The organism is Streptosporangium sp. NPDC049248 (genome assembly GCF_040678965.1).
Classification (GTDB): domain Bacteria; phylum Actinomycetota; class Actinomycetes; order Streptosporangiales; family Streptosporangiaceae; genus Streptosporangium; species Streptosporangium fukuiense.
This window is the reverse complement of the sequence record NZ_JBFAQY010000014.1, coordinates 178368-198654: the sequence shown is the minus strand read 5'-3', so window position 1 is coordinate 198654 and position 20287 is coordinate 178368. Positions and strand designations below refer to the sequence as shown.

General features: G+C 68.8%; 17 protein-coding genes. 10 read left to right on the top strand and 7 right to left on the bottom strand.

Annotated elements, in window-relative coordinates; all coding sequences use genetic code 11:
* Positions 1 to 8 precede the first annotated feature (8 nt).
* The 5 genes from AB0K21_RS25105 to AB0K21_RS25085 all read right to left on the bottom strand — a co-directional run bounded on the left by AB0K21_RS25105 (position 9) and on the right by AB0K21_RS25085 (position 6262).
* Complete coding sequence (locus tag AB0K21_RS25105; RefSeq protein ID WP_343969152.1) at positions 9 to 1769, bottom strand: thiamine pyrophosphate-binding protein; 1761 nt, start codon at positions 1767 to 1769, stop codon at positions 9 to 11.
* A 39-nt stretch (positions 1770 to 1808) separates the two neighbouring features.
* The gene (locus tag AB0K21_RS25100) at positions 1809 to 3254 is read right to left on the bottom strand and encodes an aldehyde dehydrogenase family protein (protein WP_343969154.1); all 1446 of its coding nucleotides are present in this window, start codon (positions 3252 to 3254) and stop codon (positions 1809 to 1811) included.
* Positions 3255 to 3435: 181 nt separating this feature from the next.
* Positions 3436 to 4506, bottom strand: coding sequence for an ABC transporter substrate-binding protein (locus tag AB0K21_RS25095; protein ID WP_343969156.1), 1071 nt, complete (start codon positions 4504 to 4506; stop codon positions 3436 to 3438).
* On the bottom strand, positions 4503 to 5363 hold the full coding sequence (locus tag AB0K21_RS25090; RefSeq protein ID WP_343969158.1) for an ABC transporter permease: 861 nt from the start codon (positions 5361 to 5363) through the stop codon (positions 4503 to 4505). The genes AB0K21_RS25095 and AB0K21_RS25090 overlap by 4 nt, the downstream gene beginning before the upstream one ends.
* Positions 5360 to 6262, bottom strand: a complete 903-nt coding sequence (locus AB0K21_RS25085) for an ABC transporter ATP-binding protein (RefSeq protein ID WP_343969160.1) — start codon at positions 6260 to 6262, stop codon at positions 5360 to 5362. The genes AB0K21_RS25090 and AB0K21_RS25085 overlap by 4 nt, the downstream gene beginning before the upstream one ends.
* Before the next feature lie 472 nt (positions 6263 to 6734).
* Here AB0K21_RS25085 and AB0K21_RS25080 point away from each other — a divergent pair, with 472 nt between their 5' ends.
* Positions 6735 to 7715: a hypothetical protein gene (locus AB0K21_RS25080; protein ID WP_364153625.1), complete on the top strand. Its 981-nt coding sequence runs from the start codon at positions 6735 to 6737 to the stop codon at positions 7713 to 7715.
* An 83-nt stretch (positions 7716 to 7798) separates the two neighbouring features.
* On the opposite strand, the gene AB0K21_RS25075 is transcribed toward AB0K21_RS25080, so the two are convergent.
* Positions 7799 to 8749: a VOC family protein gene (locus AB0K21_RS25075; protein WP_343969164.1), complete on the bottom strand. Its 951-nt coding sequence runs from the start codon at positions 8747 to 8749 to the stop codon at positions 7799 to 7801.
* A 262-nt stretch (positions 8750 to 9011) separates the two neighbouring features.
* Between AB0K21_RS25075 and AB0K21_RS25070 the strand changes: the two genes are divergently transcribed.
* The 9 genes from AB0K21_RS25070 to AB0K21_RS25030 all read left to right on the top strand — a co-directional run bounded on the left by AB0K21_RS25070 (position 9012) and on the right by AB0K21_RS25030 (position 19372).
* Entirely contained in the window at positions 9012 to 10001 is a 990-nt protein-coding gene (locus AB0K21_RS25070) for an ornithine cyclodeaminase family protein (RefSeq protein ID WP_343969166.1), read from the top strand.
* Between the two features lie 59 nt (positions 10002 to 10060).
* On the top strand, positions 10061 to 11077 hold the full coding sequence (locus AB0K21_RS25065; RefSeq protein WP_364153621.1) for a dihydrodipicolinate synthase family protein: 1017 nt from the start codon (positions 10061 to 10063) through the stop codon (positions 11075 to 11077).
* A 219-nt stretch (positions 11078 to 11296) separates the two neighbouring features.
* Positions 11297 to 12004 (top strand): GntR family transcriptional regulator, encoded by a 708-nt coding sequence (locus AB0K21_RS25060; protein ID WP_343969170.1) that lies wholly within the window; start codon positions 11297 to 11299, stop codon positions 12002 to 12004.
* A gap of 252 nt (positions 12005 to 12256) precedes the next feature.
* Positions 12257 to 13081 (top strand): prephenate dehydratase domain-containing protein, encoded by an 825-nt coding sequence (locus AB0K21_RS25055; protein ID WP_343969172.1) that lies wholly within the window; start codon positions 12257 to 12259, stop codon positions 13079 to 13081.
* A gap of 43 nt (positions 13082 to 13124) precedes the next feature.
* Complete coding sequence (locus AB0K21_RS25050; RefSeq protein WP_364153617.1) at positions 13125 to 14087, top strand: cyclase family protein; 963 nt, start codon at positions 13125 to 13127, stop codon at positions 14085 to 14087.
* Positions 14088 to 14129: 42 nt separating this feature from the next.
* Positions 14130 to 15596, top strand: a complete 1467-nt coding sequence (locus AB0K21_RS25045) for an NAD-dependent succinate-semialdehyde dehydrogenase (protein ID WP_364153614.1) — start codon at positions 14130 to 14132, stop codon at positions 15594 to 15596.
* Positions 15597 to 15681: 85 nt separating this feature from the next.
* Complete coding sequence (locus tag AB0K21_RS25040; protein WP_343969178.1) at positions 15682 to 16572, top strand: fumarylacetoacetate hydrolase family protein; 891 nt, start codon at positions 15682 to 15684, stop codon at positions 16570 to 16572.
* On the top strand, positions 16569 to 17768 hold the full coding sequence (locus tag AB0K21_RS25035) for a CoA transferase (protein WP_343969180.1): 1200 nt from the start codon (positions 16569 to 16571) through the stop codon (positions 17766 to 17768). The genes AB0K21_RS25040 and AB0K21_RS25035 overlap by 4 nt, the downstream gene beginning before the upstream one ends.
* The gene (locus tag AB0K21_RS25030; RefSeq protein ID WP_364153609.1) at positions 17765 to 19372 is read left to right on the top strand and encodes a carboxyl transferase domain-containing protein; all 1608 of its coding nucleotides are present in this window, start codon (positions 17765 to 17767) and stop codon (positions 19370 to 19372) included. The genes AB0K21_RS25035 and AB0K21_RS25030 overlap by 4 nt, the downstream gene beginning before the upstream one ends.
* Here the strand turns inward: AB0K21_RS25030 and AB0K21_RS25025 are convergent.
* Positions 19332 to 20207 (bottom strand): ion transporter, encoded by an 876-nt coding sequence (locus tag AB0K21_RS25025; RefSeq protein WP_343969184.1) that lies wholly within the window; start codon positions 20205 to 20207, stop codon positions 19332 to 19334. The two genes, AB0K21_RS25030 and AB0K21_RS25025, sit on opposite strands and share 41 nt — an antisense overlap.
* Positions 20208 to 20287 lie beyond the last annotated feature (80 nt).

The following is a 20287-nucleotide window of genomic DNA, read 5'->3' as shown; positions in this document are numbered from 1 at the left end:
GGACACCATCAAGCCCGCCCGTAGCCGTACGGATTGACCCGGACGTCCACGACGACCGTGCCGCCCGCGCCGACCTCGTCGAACGCCTTGGCGAGCACCTGTTGCAGCTCACTCGGGTCCAGGACCGGACCGTACGCCGACAGCCCGTGACCACGGGCGATCGTCGCCGGGTCCGGGTCGGGATCGCGCAGGTGCTGGCCCACGGTCCGGTTCTCGGCCGGACGCGAGCGTCGCTCCGCGACCTGCTGCTGGTGTCCCTCGTCGTTGAAGTACGACCGGTTGTTCGCGACGATCACCAGCAGCGGCAGTCGGTAGTGGGCGGCGGTCCAGAGTGCCGAGCCGCCCATCAGGTAGTCGCCGTCTCCCAGCACGGCGACCGGCACGCGGCCCGTCCCGTCCAGGGCCAGCGCGGCCCCGACGGCGATACCGGGCCCGGAGCCGACACCGCCACCGCCGTCACGGCCGAGATAGTCCAGCGGTTCGGAGAACAGCGCGTCCTCCCCGGACCATCCCAGCGGGAGCGTGGTGTAGCTGATCCTCCTGTCACCGGCGGCCTCGCGGATCGCCGCGGCGAGGTCGGACATCAGAATGGGGTCGCCCTCGACCTCCGGGCGGCCGACCGGCCGCGTCGCCGGAAGCGCCGGGGGCCAGCCGGGCCGCTCGACCGGCGGGTTCCCGTCCACCCGGGCGAGCAGGGCCGAGACCATCTGGTCCGCGCCGGCCGTGACCTCCAGGTCCGAGGAGACCAGCGCGAAGTGGTCCTTGGTCCACCCGTTGAGCAGGGCTCCCAGGTTCTTGCAGTGGACCACCGTAGGCCGCGGGCCGTCCCCGAACGCCGCGGTGAGAGTGCCCGAGAGCTCCGTCCAGTTCAGGCTGATGATCAGGTCGCTCTGGCGCACCAGCTCGGCACCGGACCTGCTCAGCCGGCCCGCGCCGGGTTTGGCGGGGTGGCGTGGATGCTCGGTGGGGAAGGCGGCCGGCATGCGCATGTCGGTCAGGCAGCAGGCGCCCAGCGCCTCGACCAGAGCCACCCGCCGGTCCCATTCCTCCTCGGTGCGGCCGGCTCGTCCCAGGAGGATCAGCGGCCGCTCGGCCGAGGCGAGCATCGCGAGGATCTCACCGACCGTGCCCGCGTCCGGCGCGGGGTCCGTGGGTGCCGGATACCGCTCGGGCTCCGGGATCCCGACAGAGTCGTCGACCTCGCACTCCTGGATCTCGGAGTCGAGGCAGATGTAGACCGGGGCGGACGGCTCGGCCCGGGTGAGGCGGTACCCGCGCATCACCGACTCCAGCGCCGCCTGCACAGAGCCTGGCTGATCGTCCCACTTCACGTAGTGGCGGACGATCGCCGCCTGGTCGGCGGACGTGTGAACCCAGTCGATCCACGGCCGGCGCTTCGCGGCGTCCAGCGGGCCGGTCGCGCCGATCAGGACCATGGGGGCGCGGTCGCAGTAGGCGTTGTAGATCGCCATCGCGGCGTGCATCAGGCCCACGTTGCTGTGGAGCCCGACGAGCATCGGCCGGCCGGTCACCTTGGCGTACCCCTGCGCGATGGCGACGGAGTGCTCCTCGTGCAGGCACACGATCATCTGCGGCCCGGTGTTGCCGAGGTAGTTCACCAGGCTGTCGTGCAGTCCCCGGTAGCTGGATCCGGGGACCATGGCGATGTAGGGCAGATCGAGACGGCTGAGCAGTTCCGCGATGGCGTCGCTGCCCCATTCCATGGGGGGCCGTTCGGTGATCGGCACGTTCAACTGTTCTGGCTTCACGGAGACTCCACTCGCATCTGCTCGGCAGCCGTCGTCCGCTCACACATGGACGTGCACCGTCTTCGTCTCGGTGTAGCTGAGCATCTCGTCGAAGCACTCCTCACGTCCGGTGCCGGAGTTCTTGAAACCGCCGAACCCGGTGCCGAGGAAGTGCCGCGACACACCGTTCACCCAGACGTAACCGGCTCGGACGTCGCGCGCGGCCCGCATGGCCTGCTTCAAATCGTTGGTCCAGATGGACGCGGTCAGGCCGTACTCGACGTCGTTGGCCAGCTCCATCGCCTCGTCGACGTCCCGGTAGCGGATCAGGGACATCACCGGACCGAAGATCTCTTCCCGGAAGATGCGCATATCCCGGGTGACGTCGGCGAAGACCGTCGGGCGGATCCAGTAGCCGCGCTCGAACTCGGGGCCTTCCGGGCGGGTGCCGCCGGCGACCAGGCGCGCCCCGTCCTCGATCCCCGCCTGGATGTAGCCGAGTGCCTTCTCGTACTGCGCCCGTGAGTTCATCGGCCCCGCACCGGACTCCTCGCTGGCGGGGTCACCCTGGACGATCGCCTCGGCCTTCGCGACCACGCGCTCCAGGACCGCGTCGTAGAGCGAGTCCGGGAGCAGAATCCGGCTCATCGAGCCGCAGGACTGACCCATCCAGGCGAAGTTCATGCCGGCGACCGCGCTCGCGGCGACCTGGTCGGGGTCGGCGTCGGGGAACACGATCATCGGGTTCTTGCCGCCCAGTTCCAGGCTGACGTGCTTGACGGCCACCTCGGCGGCCGCACGCTGGATCGCCAGCCCTGTCGGCACAGAGCCGATGAAGGAGATCCGCTTCACCAGCGGGTGACGCACCAGCGGGACACCGGCGCCGGCCCCGTCGCCGGTCACGATGTTGACCACGCCGGGCGGCAGCGTCTCCCGCACGATCTCGGCGAGGACGCCGGCCGACAGGGGCGACTGCTCCGACGGCTTGATCACCACGCAGTTGCCCGCCATGAGCGGGGCCCCGAACTTCGCGGCGAACAGGATCGGGTGGTTGAACGGCACGATCCGCCCCACCACCCCGTAGGGCTGGCGGACGGAGTAGTGCAGCGCGTCGGCGCTGGCGGGGATCGTCTCACCCTTGAGCTCGGTCCCGAGGCCGGCGAAGTACTCGATGCCGCGCACCGCGCTCGCGACATCGTGGCGGAGCTTGGCGATGGTGTTGCCGGTGTCGCGGACCTCGATGTCGAGGATCCGCTTGCCCTCTTCCTTCAGGCGCTGCGCGTAGCCTCGCAGCGCGTTGGCGCGCTCGGTCATCGACAGTCCGGCCCACGCGTCGAAGGCCCCCGCCGCGGCCTCCACCGCCGCGTTCACATCCTCCGGTCCGGCGGCGGGCACCCGGCCGATGACCTCCTCGTTGGCCGGGTTCACCGACTCCAGCCAGTTCGAGGTCCGGCTCTCCACGAGTTCGCCGCCGATGAGCATCCGCCCATCAATGAATTCCGACACGTGCACTCCTTGCCTTCGCGTCACCCATGTATCGGCCTGGGTCGCGTTCTCAGTTCGACGTCCTTGGAGGAACGTCTCGGACAGTTGGGTCGACCGGCCGGCCCCGGGCCGTGGGTGTGGAGCCGACCCCACACCCACGGCCGTTTCGGGTCACCGTCGACGTCCGACCCCGGTGGACGACTCAGTTGGCGGACAGGTCCACGAAGATCTTGCGCCAGTCGTCCGGCACGGGCTGACCCGTCGCCTTCATGAAGGCGACCAGCCTCTCGGCGGACTCCTCACTGACCTCGGGCTGCTTGGCGATGGCACCGCCGTCCCGCTGGTCCTTGACCCCCGACAGCACGGCGTCCTTGGGGCTGCCCTCGAACTTCTCCTTGTAGATCCACTCGTCGACCACCGCGGAGTTCTCGTAGACCTCCTTCTGCGCCTCCCCCAGAGCCTTCCTGAAGTCAGCCACGAGCTCCTTGTTGTTCTTGTAGAAGTCCGGGGTGACCGCGACGACCGACGTCAGGGTGTTGGTCAGCTCAGGCACCTCACCGCCGCTGACGTTGACGAAGAGCTTCGCGTAGCCCTCCGACTCCGCCACCTGCGGGTAGGGCGAACCCATGCTGCCGGCGACGACCTTCTCGCTCTTGAGTCCGGCCAGGGTCCCCGAGGCGGAGCCCATCGAGTTCATCTTGAAGTCGTCCGCGGACAGGCCGGCCAGCTGGAACATGTACTTGGCCATGTAGCTGCTCGACCCCTGAGGGCTGGAGACGCCCCACGGCTTGCCGGCGAGGAACTTCATCTTGTCCTTCAGCGACGAGTCGTCCTTCAGACCGCTCTCCTTCCAGGCGGAGGCGGTGATGATGACCGACTCGGGAAATCCGTTGCCGACCTGCGCGATGATCGGGAACTCCTGGCCCTGCTGCAGGGCCGCCATCGGGTTCACCGACGAGGTGATCGCCATGTCGGTGCTGCCGCCGAGGGTCGCCTGCAGGCTGCCACCACCGTGGACCTCGATGAACTCCGCCTCGATGTTGTGCTTCTTGAGGATGCCGGTGCCCTGCGCGTACAGGATGGCCGAGTTCATCGTCGAGATGAACGGCGCCGCGATCCGGATCTTCCGATTGCCGGTCTTCGCATCCGCCGCGATCGTCTCGCCGCCACCTCCGCAGGCGGTCAGCGTCCCGGCCGTGAGCAACACGCTCAAGGCGATGGTCGCCAGCCGGCGCGTTCCCCGCGTCCGGGCCTTGTTGTCAGATGTGGTCATCCACGTGCTCCTTCACCTTGCCACAGCGCTACCTTGCGCTGAATTGCCCCCAAGACCGAGTCGATGGTCATCGCCGTGACGGTGATCGTCAGAACCGCGACGAGCACCCCCGCGGAGTCATAGCGCTGACCGGAATCAAGAGCCAGATGGCCGAGGCCCTGCGAGGACGCCACGAACTCGCCGACCACCGCGCCGATCAGCGCGACCGGGAACGCGACGCGCAGGCTGGTGAGCAGCCAGGTCGTCGCCGACGGCAGGTAGAGGCCGGTGATGATCTGGCGCTGGTTCGCACCCATCAGGCGCATCTGGTCGAGCAGGTTGTGGTCGATGCGCCGGGTGGCGTTCCACACGTTGTAGAAGATCACCCACATGCAGGAGAACGCCGCGACGAACACCTTCATGGTGAGGTCGACGCCGACCCAGACCACGATGAGCGGTGACAGCATGATCTTCGGCATCGAGTAGAGCATGGCGGCGAACGGTGCGATGACCCGCGAGGTGGACTCGTAGATGCCGAAGAGCAGGCCCAGCGTGCTGCCGATCAGCGCGCCGATCGCGAAGCCGAGGCCGCAGGCCTGCATGGTGTAGGACAGGTGCGAGAGGAGCTTGCCACCCTCCATGAACTGACCGAAGCGTTCGACGACCGTCGTCGGGCTTGAGATGATGAACACCGGAAGAAGCCTGCCGCTGGCGAACTGCCACGCCGAGCAGAAGACCACCACGATGGCGATCCGGATCCCCCAGAGTTTGGCCAGGTCGAGCAGCCGCTCCCGGCGTTGTTCCCGGTCCTGCGCCGGTTTGGCGGGACCGGACGCCCTCTTGGACGCCGACTCGGGTGCCACTGTCTCCGTCGTCATGAGATTCCCCTCCCGCTGCGAGTCGCGGCGGTCACGGCCTGGTCGTCATCGTGTTCCAGAGCGGGGTTGCTCAGTGCGACACCGTCATCCGACAGGTTGCCGGCGATCGTCTTCCACAACCTGGCTTCGTGCACCGCGTAAGCGGGCGTCTGCCGGAGCTCGACGGGCGAGACCCCGCGCGGAAGATCCTCGAGCGTGTCGATCTGGTCGACGGTTCCCGGCGCTCCCGCCATGGCGACCACCTCGTCACCGAGGGTCAGCGCCTCGTTCAGATCATGGGTCACGAAGATCGTGGTGAGGTCGGTCCCCTCGATCCGGGACTTCAGGAACTCCTGCATCCGCACCCGGAGCACCGCGTCCAGGGCACCGAACGGCTCGTCCATGAGCAACAGCGTCGGCTCGGTGACCAGGGTGCGTCCGAGTTGGACTCGCTGCCGCATGCCCCCGGAGAGTTCCCGCGGGTAGTGGTTGAGCCAGTCCCCCAGACCGACGCTCGCGGCCATCTCGGCCGCTCGCTCACGACGCTCCGCCCGCGACACACCTTTGATCTTGAGCGGTAGCGCGATGTTGCCCAGGACCGTCTTCCAGGGCAGCAACGTCTCCCGCTGCGTGACATAACCGATGCCCGGGTGTAGCTTGCGCCACTCCTTGCCGAGGTACCGGAACTGCCCGTTCGAGACCTTCAGCAGGCCCGAACACACGTGCAACAGCGTGGACTTGCCACACCCACTGGGCCCGACCACGCACACGAAGCGTCCCTTGGGCACGGTGAGGTCGACATCCACCACAGCGGGACGGATCACACCCTTGCCGGGGTAACGTACCGTCACATCCTTGAACTCCACCACGGGCACCTCGGCGTTGCCCACGCCGGTGCCCGGAGGCGAAAAGTCGCCCAACTCTCAGTCCTCCTCAACCTGCCTCGTCTGCTTGAGCAGTCCGGGGACGTCTATCTGCGATACGGGTTCTGGTCATCCACAAACGGCCGCTGTCCTCGTGCTACGCGGTGCCGGCTGCCGGCGCGACCGTGTCATCGCTCGAACCGTAACGACCCGTGAGGCCTAGGTGTATACAGATTACTGACGCCGCAACGTGTGTCAATAGTTACATCGAGATGACCCCCACGTCACAGGCGGAGGATCGGGCGGCCCCCCGGATGCGCACGTAGGCGAACACCGAGGCCGGGGCCGGTGAGCCCGCGCATCCGGCACGGCGGGCAACGAGCCGACCGCGGAGTGGCGTGGACCTGTCCACCTGCGCGAAGAAGTCACCCACGCCGAGCCGACCGGGTGGCCGAGGACCGGCCCTGGCATTCGACTGTGGCGACTGTATACTTTCGCCGCTCAAGAGTTCCGAAATCGGAGGCCGGGAATGGCAATACAGCTGCGCGGCACCTTCTCGCTCAACCCTCGCGTGGCGCCGCTCGTCGACGGCACCGTCCAGCCCAGGGGCATCGAGATCACCTGGGAGCACGGCAACGCGGGCGACCTGCACACGATGCATCTCCGCGACAGCGCGCACGACGTGTTCGAGTTCTCCATCTCGAACTTCATCGTCACTCGCGAACGTCCCAAGGACCTGTGGGACTGGGTGATGATCCCGGTCTATGCCAGCAAGGCCACCCTCGGACTGAACACGTGGGTGAACACCGACGCGGGTATCGAGGGCGGCGCCGACCTGAGGGGCAAGAAGTTCGGGATCCCCGACTACACCATGACGGCGGGCCTCTGGTTCCGGGCGCAGCTTGAGGTGCTCTGGGGTATCGGTCCCCAGGACATCGAGTGGTACATCGGGCGGCAGGGCGAGGAAAGCCACGGCCGGCAGATGGGCTTCGAACTGAATCCGCCCAGTGGCGTCACGCTGCACTGGACCGGCGGCGGCGATGTGAACCGCATGCTCCAGACCGGGGAACTGGACGCCGCGTTCCCGGCGGGCGGGACCGCGATCGACACCTCGACGGGCAGGGTGGCGCGGCTCTTCCCCGACGGGGGCCGTCGGTTCATGGCGGACTTCAAGCGCAGAACCGGCTTCCTGCCCGTCAACCACGTCGTGCTCGTGCAGCGGCGCCTCGTCGAGAAGGAGCCATGGGTGCCCGAGGCGCTTTTCGAGGCTTTCGAAGCCGCCAAGCGGGAGGCGTACCGGCGAGACCGCAAGGCCGCCGGTGTTTTCCTCGACGGGAACGACGACATGGACTGGCAGGCGTCGGTCTTCGGGGCGGACCCGTTTCCGTACGGGTTCGCCGCCAACAAGGCGATGCTCGACATGGCCGCGAGGCAGTCGAACCTGGACGGACTGACGGTCACCCCCTGGGACGTCGAACAGTTCGTCGCGGAGAGCCTCCGCGGTACGTGAGCGTGGTCGCGCCCCACCGCGCCCTGCCGTGCACAGGACGCGGTGGGGCGGCGCCTCCGGCCTGGAGCCGGTACCGGTGAGGCTCAGGCGATGGAGTTCGCCATGTCGGCGACGCCGCTCTCCTCGGACACCCGCGGGAGCGGCGCGTCCGAGGTGGCACCCAGCGGCGCGTTCCTGGCCAGGCCCGGGCTGCCCGCCTGCCACACGTCACGCGTGATCGGCGACCCCTCCAGCAGGCGTGGCCGGTGGTCCGCGTCGACGATGTCATGTTCGGTGCAGAACTCGAAGGAGATGCCGGTCATGGGGTCGGCGATGTAGACGCTGATCGAGCCGGACGCGGCGTGCCGAAGCACGTCCTTCTGGAGCTGCGCGCCCTGGCGCAGTGCGATGTTCCTGGCCCGCATCACATCGTCGATGTTCTCCACGAGGATGCAGAAGTGGTCCATGGACGCGGCGCGCTGAGGGCTCGAACGGAAGATGCCGAGCGAGTGGTGGTAGTTGTTCGCCGACCGCATGAACACCGCGTTGCGCTTGATCCAGTCCGACGCCCGGAACCCGAGGACGTCGGCGTAGAACCGATGCGCCGCGACGGGGTCCGATGAGAACCACACCGCGTGCAGCATCTCCGTCATGCGCACGGCGTCCTGAGCAGGCTTCACCGCCCGGGACAGCATGTCGGTGTAGACATCGACCTCGACCCCGTCGGGATCCACGAACCGAAGACCGCGATCGATCCCATCGCCTTCCAGGTCACCGATCTCCTCGAATCGGATACCGCGCTCGTCCAGTCGGTTCGCGACCTCGGACAACGCCTCGTCACCCGTGAGCTGGAAGCCCACCCGCATCAGCCCGCGCCGGTGCCGGTTCTCCTCCAGCCGCAGCCAGTGGTGATCGTAGCCGCCGCCGAGGAAGCTCGTTCCCGCGGAGCGGTCATGCACGGTGAGATGGCCGACGTTCGAGTAGAACTTCGTCGACTCGGCGAGGTCCGGGACACCCATCACGACGTATCCGAGACGCTCGACTGACTGCTCCATAGTTCCTCCAGTTTCCGGTTACGACCTAATTGTCGGTAATTGCGTGATTCTCGTCGCTCGTCAGTGGCCGGTCCACCAGAGGCCGCCCGCCGCAACGCGAAAGACGGGCGCGTTGCCGCCGCTCGTCCCGATGTAACCGACGACTTGACGCGTGCAAAGTTGTCATTAGAGTGTATACAGTTGTCGGGGTGATGCAAGGTCATGGGCCGAACCGTCGACTCCGTTCCACACGATCACTGGCGCCGCTTCCCAAGGAACCGCTATGACTCTCCTGCTTGATGACCGTTCGGTGAGCAGCGTGCTCGACCCGGCCTCACTCGTCGAGGCGATCGACCAGGCCATCCGGGCCGACGCGGAAGCCCCCGCCGACGTTCCCGGGCGGTTGAACCTCTCGGGGGGCGGCAGATTCTTCCGCATCATGCCCGCGGTGGTGCCCCGGTCGGGCGTCATGGGTCTCAAGGCGTTCTTCGGCGGCAACGGCGTGGGGGTCCGCTACCTGATCATGATCGCCTCCGTCGAGAGCGGCGAGGTTCTGGCGATGATGGACGCCTGCCACCTGACGGCGGCGCGCACCGCCGCGACGAGCGTGGTCGCCGCACGGGCCCTGGGAGTCAAGGCGACACGCCTCGGTGTTCTCGGGTCCGGCCTGGAGGCCGAGACCCACCTGCGCACCTTCGCCGCGGTGGGTGAGATCGACGAGGTCAAGGTGTTCAGCCCGAACCCGGTGAGCCGGGAGCGGCTCGCCGGCCGGCTGCGCGAGGAGCTCGGCCTACCGGTGGTGCCGGCCGCCACGACCGCGGAGGCATGCGCCGATGTCGACCACGTGATCACCGCGACCAACACCGGCTACGGCGGCCCGATCGCGTGCGAGTCCGGCTGGCTCCGGCCCGGTCTGCACATCAGCGCGATCGGCTCCACCCACCGTGACCTGCGCGAGCTCGATACGGCCGTCTTCAGGCGTGCGGGAACCCTCGTCTTCGACGCCGATCCGGAGCAGGTCGCGGACGAGTCCGGCGACATTCGGGAGTTCGTCGACGAGGGCGGCAGCCTCAGCACCGTCCTGGGGCTCAGCGACCTGCTCCAAGGCAAGGTCGCGCTCCCCGAGGCCCCGCGGGGGGACCTCACCATCTTCAAGTCCGTCGGAACCGCGCTCCAGGACATGGTCGCCGCCGAGCTGGCGTACCGGCGCGCGATCGAGGCCGGTCTCGGAACCACCCTGGACAACCTGGCCGTGCCCAAGAGCCGCCGCTGACCGTCCGGGCCTCCCGGCTTTCCGCCACACGCACCTTTGATAAGGAGACGAACCCCATCATGACCACAGCCATCGGTAAGCACGACGCGCGCGGCTGGGCCCGTGAGCACTTCCACGGTGTCAACAACGTGCTCATCCCCAGCTTCTCCACCGATCTGACCCGCCTGAACGAAAGCGGCGTCCGCCACGACGTCCGGCGGGTGATCGAACTCGGGTTCACCGGCACGCTGCTCGTCAGCGAGACCAACATCACCCTCGACGAGTACGTCCGCTTCACCGAGATCGCCCACGACGAGGCGGGTGGCCGGCTCAACCTGATCTTCCACGCGTCGTTCAACACGCTGGAGGAGAACATCACCGCCGCGCGGCGTGCCGAGGCCGCAGGAGCCCGCCTCGCGCTGCTGTCCTACCCGCCGAGCTTCTATCCGAAGTCCCTGCAGGAGATCTACGACTACACCAGGGCGTTCTGTGACGCCACCGACCTGGCCGTCATCCTCTTCCCGATGACACACTGGGGTTTCGAACGCCTCCACTCCGCCTCGTTGCCGGTCGACATGCTGGCCGACCTGGTCGACGCCGCGCCGAACGTCGTCTCGGTGAAGGCCGAAGGCGGATTCCCGTCGATCGCGGGCTTCGCACACGCCTGGCACCGGCTCTCGGAGAAGGTACTGATCACCATGCCGATCATCCAGGAGGCCATCGCGCTGGCCGCGCTCGTCCCGCTACGGGTGATCGCGACCTCGAACACCGAGTACTACGGCGACACCGCCCCGCGGATGCTGGCCTTGGCCCAGGAGGGCAAGATCGACGAGGCCATGGACCTGCTCTGGAAGATCGCCCCCGCGTGGAAGGCCAACGGCAACGTCGCCCCCGTCCCGCACGCCCACTCCGTGAACCGGTCCGCGTGGAAGTACCAGGCGTGGCTCGCGGGCTTCAACGGCGGGCCGATGCGTGTCCCGGCGAACCGCCTGCACAGCGGCGAGATGGCGGCGTTCCGGCGAGCGCTGGTGGACTCGGGGCTTTGGGTGACGGACGACCCTGACGAGGAGTACTTTGTCGGGCGCAACCCAGAATGATCACATGGCGGAGCGTGACACGGCTCGGGTGAGCTCCACCGGACCACCGGAGGTGTCCGACCTCCGGGAACACGCTCCGGCAGCACCGGTGACGCAGGCTTGAGGGGAGGCCCGGATGATCTTTTACAGTTTCTGGCAACTGTATACGCATGAGGAACCTATACTTGAGGGGTGCCGAAAAATACTCGAGGAGCGCCACAGAAGCCGATCCTCTCTCCTGTGAGCAGCGGAGCGCTCGGCAGCCTGGACCGGTCGTCCGGAGTCGCAGGTATGGGTGCCGTCTCACGTTCGACGCTCGGGGATCGTGTCTACGATCGCGTCCGTGAGGCCATCATCCGAGGAGAGCTCCCGGCCGGGACCGAGATCAACCAGGTTGAGCTCGCCAACACGCTCGGAGTGAGCCGGGTGCCGGTACGCGAGGCCCTGCGGCGACTCCAGGCGGAACGCCTACTCGACGCCAACCCCTTCCAGCGCTACGTCGTCACGCAGCTCTCCCAGGAGCAGGTGCTCGAACTCTACGACCTGCGCCAGACTCTGGAGATCTTCGCCACGCTCCGTGCGCGATCTCGTCCCGATTTCCTCGACGTCGACCTGCCGGCGGCCCGGGCGGTCGCCGGTTCCATGGACCTGGACATGTCATCCGAGGAGTGGCTCCAGGCGGACATGGAGTTCCACCACTCGCTGCACGGTCGCGGCTCCGCCGTGTCCAGCATCATCGACGAGGTACGGTTCCGGATCTACCGCTACGTGCACCTGGCCACCCCCGACCTCCCACGTCGCCAGGAGGTGCTCGCCGAGCACCAGGCCATCCTCGAAGCCCTCGAACGAGGTGACGAGGACGAGATCCGCACCCTGATCGAGGCCCACGTCGAGCACACGCGTGACCGGCTCGTCCACATGAACTGGGGCGAGACCTCGGGCGGCTGAGACCGGAACCCGGATCTCCCTCCCCGAAAGCCCCCCGGAACGCACCGGCTCCCCACCCTGAGCGGCCGCCCGTCGCGGCACGCCGCCGGGGTGTTCGGGCCGGTGCGCCCGTCCTCGGCGAGCGCTCTCGCCACGCCGCGAGATCAGCCTCACGCCGAGCGCGGTCGGCGACCGGAAGGCATTGCCACATTACCGATTACTGAATACACTTTTCATCGAATGAATACACTATTCACCTACTGAGAGGGTGCCGTGAGCGGTAGTGAACACCGGCCGGCGCGGCGGGTCGGCACGCTGGGCAGCGAGCTCACCTTCGCGGGGCAGGCGACACGGGCCCTGCTCGACCGCAGGCCCGGACTGGGCGGCCCGGAGTACTTCCCCACCATGGACGACGTCGCCGCCGCCGTACTCGACGGCAGGATCGACCTGGGGGTGCTGACCTCGGAGACCTCCAACACCGCGTGTACCGAGACCGCCGCCCGCATCCTCGCCGGAGAGAAGCTCTTCATCAGCGACGAGATCGTGGTGCCGTACCACTGCGCCCTGCTCGGCAGGCCGGGCAGCCGTCTGGACGACATCACGTATGTGGGCGGGCACGGCTCCATCCGCCAGTGCCGTCGCTTCCTGGCGGAGCGGCTGCCCGCCGCCACGGTCGAGATCCACCCGCTGAACTCCGTGGCCGCGGCGCGGGAGGTGCTCGCCGGTGACGGCTCGATGGCCCTGATCGGCACCGAGGCCGTGGCCCGGGAACTCGGCCTGGACATCATCGAGCGCGACGTCGACAACGGCAGCGTCGGCGGGTGGTGGGCGCTCGGCTCCGCGCTGGAGGTCTCCCCCGGTGCCGACCACCTGGCGGTCCGCGTCGACGGCGCTCAGGAGCTCGACGAGGCTCTCGCGCGCCTGGCCCCGCTCGGGCTGGCCGTACGCACGATCACGAACGCGCCCACCGGCGAGATCTTCCGCTACCGCTACCTACTGGTGCTGCGTACGCGGAGCGGTGAGCCTCTCACCGAGCAGGCGATCGACGCCTTCGGCTCCCGGCTGGTCGGCGTCTTCGCCACGTCGACCGCTTCTTGACCATTCCGCCCGCCGTCGCGGCGAGCATGACCATGGAGGTGAGATGTCCGACTTCGCTGGAGCGGATGTTCTCGATCGCTACATCGAGCAGTGCAGGAACTGGGGGCGCTGGGGCGAGGACGACTCGCTCGGGACGATGAACTACGTCGGGCCCGAGGAGGTACGGCGCGCCGCGGCGCTCGTCGAGCACGGCGTGACCGTCTCCTGCTCACTCCCCTATGACCAGCGAGGCCCCCAGACCGGAAGCCTGCGGGCCAACCCGCGCAACGTGATGACGGCGACGGGCGCGGACCACCTGGCCGGAGCACAGGAAATCCTTCCGGCCGGTTTCGGCCCGGCCAAGGGCTACGGGCGTTCCGACGACATCCTCATCGTGCCCAACCAGGCCGGCACCCAGTGGGACTCGCTCTCGCACATCTTCTGGAAGGGGAAGATGTGGAACGGGTACTCCGCGGGTCTCGTCTCCTCCGGCGGGGCGGCCAAGAACGGCGTGGAGAACTACGCGGGCAAGTTCGTGATGCGAGGCGTGCTGCTCGACGTGGCCCGGCAGCTGGGCGTGGACTCCCTCGAGCCCGGCTACGCGGTTTCCGTCGAGGAACTGGAGGCGACCGCGGAAGCCCAGGGCGTTCAGGTCCGGCGCGGGGACGCGGTGCTCATCCGCACCGGCTTCCTCGAGACTCGCCGGCACGCCTGGGGCGACTACGCGGGTGGTGCCGCCCCGGGAGTGTCGCTGCACACCGTCCCGTGGTTCCACGAGCGGGAGATCGCCGCGGTCGCCTCGGACACCTGGGGCGTCGAGGTCCGCCCCAACGAGATCGACTGCTTCCAGCCGTTCCATGTCGTGGCACTGGTCCACATGGGACTGGCCATCGGCGAGATCTTCGACTTTCAGGAGCTCGCGGCCACCTGCGCCCACTACGGAAAGTACGAGTTCCTCTTCACCGCGCCCGCGTTGCCCATCACCGGTGCGTCCGGGTGCCCCGTCGGTGGTGTCGCGGTGCTGTGAGGCGCCCAGGACCGTCTTGACACCGCAAGAAAGAAGGTACCGATGACCGCGTTCGCCACGTCCACCCTCGCCCCATCGCTCCCGGCCGTCCCATCGACGCTGCTGGCCGGAGGGCGCTGGCGCCCAGCGGCGGGTGGAGCCACGTTCCCGGTGGACAACCCCGCGACCGGCGAGACGCTGATCGAGGTCGCCGACGCCGACGCGCAGGACGCGCTGGACGCGATCCGGACCGCCTCCGACGCGCAGCCCTCCTTGGCCGCCCTGTCCCCCGCCCGGCGCGCCACGTTGCTGCGCCGGGTCGAGGCCGCGCTGCGCGAGCGTGCGGACGAGCTCGCCCTGCTCATCACCCTGGAGATGGGCAAGCCGATCACCGAGTCCCGCGGGGAGGTGGCCTACGCCGCCGACTTCTTCGGCTGGTTCGCCGACGAGGCCCTCCGCATAGGAGGGGACTACCGGCTGTCCCCCACCGGGCTGACCCGCATCCTCGTCCAGCACAGGGCGGTGGGGCCCTGCCTGCTCGTCACACCGTGGAACTTCCCCCTGGCGATGGGGGCGCGCAAGATCGCCCCGGCGCTCGCAGCCGGCTGCCCGTCCGTGCTCAAGCCCGCCGAGCAGACGCCCCTGACCAGCCTGCTCCTGGCGCAGATCATCGAGGAGTGCGGTGCTCCGGCCGGCGCGGTCAATGTCGTCACCACCTCCCGTCCAGCCGTGGTCGTCGGCGCGGTGATCGGGTCCGGGCTCGCCCGCAAGCTCTCCTTCACCGGATCGACCGAGGTGGGCAAGCTGCTCCTGGCCCAGTGCTCGGCCCACGTCATGAGGACCTCGATGGAGCTGGGGGGGAACGCGCCTTTCATCGTCTGCGAGGACGCCGACCTCGACGCCGCGGTCGAGGGCGCGCTGCTGGCCAAGATGCGTAACGGCGGCCAGGCGTGTACGGCGGCCAACCGCTTCATCGTCGCGGAGTCGATCGCCCCCGAGTTCACCGGCAGGCTCGCGGCCCGCATGGGAGCGATGCGGGTCGCCGCCGGCTGGCAGGACGGCGCCGAGGTCGGGCCGCTCATCGACGACGCGGCGGTCGCGAAGTTCGAACGGCTGATGGCCGACGCCCTCAAGCGAGGCGCGACGATCGAGGTGGGGGGCGGATCGGCGAACGGCCGGTTCGTGGAACCCACCGTCCTGAGCGACGTCGCGCCGGGAACGGCACTGCTCGACGAGGAGATCTTCGGACCGCTCGCCCCGATCACCACCTTCCGCGAGGAGGAGGCGGCGGTGAACACGGCCAACGGCACCCCGTACGGGCTGGTGAGCTACGTCTACACGCGCGACCTGGAGCGCGCGCTGCGCATGGTCGGGAACCTCGCCAGCGGCATGGTCGGGGTCAATGTCGGCGTCGTGTCGAACGCGGCCGCGCCCTTCGGCGGCATCAAGCAGTCCGGGCTCGGTCGCGAGGGCGGGTTCGAAGGCATCACGGAGTACCTCGACGCGACCTACGCGGCGATCCCGGTCTGACGACGGGCGGGCGCACGCGGTGCGCCCGCCGAACTCGGACGGGAGCGGGAAGCAAGCATGAACTGGCACGTCAAGGAGATGACAAATGCCGATGCGCATCGTGGGACTGCGCCATACCGACGAATCGGTCCTGGTGGGGATCCTCACGGACGACGGCCTCGGGGTCTGCGTCCTCGCGCCCCTGGAGGAGTTCTGGGCCGAACCCCGACGCTGGTTGGCCGGCAAGCCGGCCACCGAGCAGGTGGTGGCCACGTTGCCGCTGGACGATGTCGAGTTCGTCCCCCCGGTGCTGCCGGGCGCGAAGGTCATCTGTATCGGGCTGAACTATCTCAAGCACGTCGCGGAGGGTTCCTACGCGAGCGAGGGTGTGCCGCATCACCCCACCCTGTTCGCACGGTGGCCGAGCTCGCTCACCGTCGGAGGCATGGGCATCCCGGTACCGCCCGACGAGGACGGTGTGGACTGGGAGGGTGAGGTGGTGGCCTGGGTCGGTGCGACCCTCGTGGACGCCACGCCCGAGGAGGCCCTGGCGGCCGTGGTCGGCTACTCCACGTTCAACGACGTGACCTCGCGCCGGGCACAGAAGCTCACCTCCCAGTGGACGCTGGGCAAGAACGGAGACCGTTCCGGTGTGCTCGGACCGCTGGTACCGGCCGCCGAAGTGGGCGACCTGCGTGACGGGCTCAAGGTGGAGACGCGCGTGAACGGCACCGTGGTGCAGCAGGGCAGCACCGACGAGATGGTCTACACGGTCGGTGACACGCTCTCGCTCATCAGCCGGACCCTCACCCTCCGCCCCGGCGACCTGCTCGCCACCGGAACCCCGTCGGGGGTCGGCTACTCCCGGACACCACCGTGGCTCCTGCGCCCCGGCGACGAGGTGGAGGTCGAGGTGGAGCGGCTCGGCGTGCTGCGGAACCCGGTCGTGGCCAACCAGGAGCGCCACGAGGTGCTGGGATCGGGCGCGTCCGCATGAGCGCCGCCCTTGGCTCCAGCCTGGCCGGCCCCCTTGAGGGCGTGCTCGTGGTCGACCTGTCCCGCGCCTTGGCGGGACCCCACGCGACGATGATGCTGGGCGACCTCGGTGCCCGGGTGGTCAAGATCGAGGCACCGGGGCACGGAGACGACACCCGAGGCTGGGGACCGCCCTTCGTCGGAGACGAGGGGGAACGAGAGTCGACGTACTTCCTGTCGGCCAACCGGAACAAGGAGTCCGTCTGCCTGGACCTCAGGGACGACGACGACCGCGAGGTTCTGCTCGCCCTGGTGCGACGGGCGGACGTGCTGGTGGAGAACTTCCGGACCGGAGTCATGGAACGGCTCGGGCTGGGCGCCGAGGCGCTCGGAAAGCTCAACCCGCGGCTCGTGCAACTGTCGATCACCGGCTTCGGCCACGACGGTCCCGAAGGCGGACGGCCGGGCTACGACCAGATCGCCCAGGGCGAGGGCGGCCTGATGTCCCTGACCGGATCGGCGCCGGGCGACCCGCAACGGTTCGGGACGCCGATCTGTGATCTGCTCGCCGGCATGTACGGCGCCTACGGTGTCCTGGCGGCACTGCGCCAGCGTGAGTCGACCGGACGAGGCCAGGTCGTACGCACCTCACTGCTGGCCGCGGCCGTCGGCGTGCACGCCTTCCAGGGGACCCGCTGGACGGTCGCCGGCGAGGTCGGGCGGGCGGCGGGCAATCACCACGCGTCCATCTCGCCCTACGGACTCTTCCGGTGCGCCGACGGAGCGGTACAGATCGCCGTAGGGAGCGAGGGGCTCTGGCAGAGGTTCTGCGCGGGTTTCGATCTCGACCCCGAGGAACCGGGTATGGCCACGAACGCCCAACGCGTCGCGTCCCGTGACCGGGTCATCGAACTGGTCGAACGGGTCTTCGCGGACCGGAGCGCCGGCAACCTGCTCGAACGGCTACGCGAGCTGGGCATACCTGCCGGCAGGGTACGCACCCTGGACGAGGTCTACACCTGGGAGCAGACCCTGAGCCAGGGCCTGGTCATCGACGTCACGCACGAGACCCTGGGCCCGCTCAGGCTGCCCGGGCCACCGCTGCGCTTCTTCGAACCGTCCGGGCGGGAGCACACCCGGACCGCGCACCGGCCGCCGCCCGTCCTCGACCAGCACGGGGAATCGGTGCGGCGCTGGATCGGCGACGTGGTCCGATGACGCGTCGGCCGGGTGCCCTCGAACTGATCGAGGCGAACGTCGACCCGGGCTCCTGGCATTCGTGGGATGTGCCCATCGCCGCCGGCGACCGGGATCCGGAGTATGAGAAAGCGCTGTCCCAGGCTCGGGAACGTTCCAGCACGGACGAGGCCGTCGTCACCGGCCGGGCCCGGATCGGGGGTCACGACGTGGCACTCGTCGTGAGCGAGTTCCGCTTCCTCGGCGGGTCGATCGGTCGTGACGCGGCCGGGCGCATCGTAACGGCCGTGCGCCGCGCGACGGCCGAGCGGTTGCCCCTCATCGCCGCGCCCGCCTCCGGCGGTACCCGGATGCAGGAAGGCACGCCGGCCTTCGTCATGATGGTGGACATCTCCCGGGCCGTCGTCGAGCACAAGGCGGCCGGTCTGCCGTACCTGGTGTATCTGCGACACCCCACCACTGGCGGGGTGTTCGCGTCGTGGGGGTCGCTCGGGCACGTCACCGTGGCGGAACCGGGCGCCTTGATCGGTTTCCTGGGCCCATCGGTCTACGAGGCACTCAACGGGCATCCGTTCCCCGACGGTGTCCAGGTGGCCGAGAACCTGGTCGCCAAGGGGATCATCGACGCGGTCGTGCCCTGCGACCGGCTCGCCGGCGTCGCCTCGAAGGCACTCGCCTTGCTGGCCGGGCCACCGGCCAGACCTGCGAGCGCGACCCGGGCGTGGGTCCCCGACACCGCCGTGGTGACACTCCCGGGGGATCCGTGGGACTCCATCCGGCTCAGTCGTCACCCGGACCGCCCAGGAGTCCGTGAGCTGTTACGCATCGGGGCCGGCGAGGCCGTCGCCCTGTCGGGGACGGGCGCGGGCGAGCTCGGCCAGGGCATGTTGTGCGCCCTGGCCTCCTTTCAGGGGGTCGCGTGCGTCGTGATCGGTCAGGACCGACGCGCTCAGGCTCGCGGCGGCCCGCTTGACCACGATGATCTGCGCGCCGCGCGCCGTGGCATTCATCTCGCCCGGCAGCTGGGACGCCCGCTGGTCTGCGTCGTCGACACCCCCGGAGCCGAGCTCTCGGCAGAGGCGGAGGAGCGGGCTCTCGCCGGAGAGATAGCACGTTGCCTGGCCGACCTCGTCCAGCTCACCGTGCCGTCCGTGTCGGTACTCCTGGGAGAGGGGTGCGGCGGTGGAGCCCTCGCCCTTCTCCCCTGCCGAGCGCGCATCGCCGCCGAGCACGCGTGGCTCTCGCCCCTGCCGCCGGAGGGTGCGAGCGTGATCCTTCACGGTCACACCCGACTGGCGGCCGACATGGCACGCAGGCAGCGTGTCGGCTCCCACGAGCTGCTGGCTGACGGGGTGGTGCAGGCGGTCGTGCCCGAACCCGTCCCGGCGCACGAGAACCCCGAGGACTTCTGCCGGAGAGTGTCCGCGGCGATCGGGGCGCAGCTGCTCCAGCAGCTCGCCGCGTACCGGAGCGGCCAGGCGACGGCTTTCGGCGTCGGCGCGGCCTGCCCCGGCGGGCCGGATCCCGCACCCGCCAGGGCACGTCCCCGGGAGTTCCCAGATGGGCCGATCTCTTACGGGCCGGTCACCGGGAGCGGCGGGCGGCGTTCTTGCGCGGCGCCTTGACCGGCTGAGCCGCTCGGGGGGCACCCTGTATCGCGTCGATCCTGGCGTGCAGGCGGGCGAGCTCTTTCAGGATGGCGGTGAGCTGGTCCTCGGTCCGCTGTTCCTCGGCGGAGGTGTTCTGGTCGTCCATGGCGTTGACCACGACGGCGATGAACAGGTTGAGCACCACGTAGGAGGACATCAGGATGTAGCCGACGAAGAAGACCCAGGCCCAGGGCTTCTCCGCCATGACCGTCTGGGCGATGTCCGGCCAGGCCTCGCCGGTCATGACCTGGAACAGGGTGAACAGCGACGTCGGCAGTTCGTCGAAGTGCTCGGGGGCGATTCCGCCGAACAGCTGGGTCGCGAGGACCGCCGAGACGTACATGACCAAAAGGAGCAGCCCGACGATCGCCGCCATCCCGGGCATGGCCGCGAACAGCGCACCGACGACCTTGCTCATGCTGGGGACCACCGAGACCAGGCGCAGCGCCCGCATGATCCGCAGGGCCCGCAGCACGGAGGTCGGGCCGGACGCCGGGATCAGCGCGATGGTCACGATGGTCGCGTCGAACCAGTTCCACGGGTCCTTGAAGAACGTGCCCCGGTAGGCGTAGAGGCGGGCGGCGAGCTCGACGGTGAAGATCGCCAGGGCGATCCGGTCGACGGCGTGCAGGAACCCGCCGATCCGGTCCGTCAGATAGGAGGAGGTCTCACAGCCGATCGTGATCGCGTTGATCACGATGACGGCTACGACAACCCGCTGGAAGAGCCGGGTTTCAAGGAAGGAACGAATGCGTTCTCGCCCTGGCAAGAGGTCAGCTCCCGGAGGGGGAAGGGGGCAAATGCCGATCATCGTAAGCCCGCGCAGGCCACCCCTGAAAACCCCTGAATGTATGACATATGCCATAAAAGGAACCCTGCTCGTCCGCGACG

Bases quoted from the DNA above. Each gene is read 5' to 3' on its own strand.
- AB0K21_RS25095 (WP_343969156.1), bottom strand. From the start codon at position 4,506: ATGACCACATCTGACAACAAGGCCCGGACGCGGGGAACGCGCCGGCTG.
- AB0K21_RS25090 (WP_343969158.1), bottom strand. From the start codon at position 5,363: ATGACGACGGAGACAGTGGCACCCGAGTCGGCGTCCAAGAGGGCGTCC.
- AB0K21_RS25080 (WP_364153625.1), top strand. From the start codon at position 6,735: ATGGCAATACAGCTGCGCGGCACCTTCTCGCTCAACCCTCGCGTGGCG.
- AB0K21_RS25075 (WP_343969164.1), bottom strand. From the start codon at position 8,749: ATGGAGCAGTCAGTCGAGCGTCTCGGATACGTCGTGATGGGTGTCCCG.
- AB0K21_RS25070 (WP_343969166.1), top strand. From the start codon at position 9,012: ATGACTCTCCTGCTTGATGACCGTTCGGTGAGCAGCGTGCTCGACCCG.
- AB0K21_RS25065 (WP_364153621.1), top strand. From the start codon at position 10,061: ATGACCACAGCCATCGGTAAGCACGACGCGCGCGGCTGGGCCCGTGAG.
- AB0K21_RS25050 (WP_364153617.1), top strand. From the start codon at position 13,125: ATGTCCGACTTCGCTGGAGCGGATGTTCTCGATCGCTACATCGAGCAG.
- AB0K21_RS25045 (WP_364153614.1), top strand. From the start codon at position 14,130: ATGACCGCGTTCGCCACGTCCACCCTCGCCCCATCGCTCCCGGCCGTC.
- AB0K21_RS25040 (WP_343969178.1), top strand. From the start codon at position 15,682: ATGCCGATGCGCATCGTGGGACTGCGCCATACCGACGAATCGGTCCTG.
- AB0K21_RS25035 (WP_343969180.1), top strand. From the start codon at position 16,569: ATGAGCGCCGCCCTTGGCTCCAGCCTGGCCGGCCCCCTTGAGGGCGTG.
- AB0K21_RS25030 (WP_364153609.1), top strand. From the start codon at position 17,765: ATGACGCGTCGGCCGGGTGCCCTCGAACTGATCGAGGCGAACGTCGAC.
- AB0K21_RS25025 (WP_343969184.1), bottom strand. From the start codon at position 20,207: ATGATCGGCATTTGCCCCCTTCCCCCTCCGGGAGCTGACCTCTTGCCA.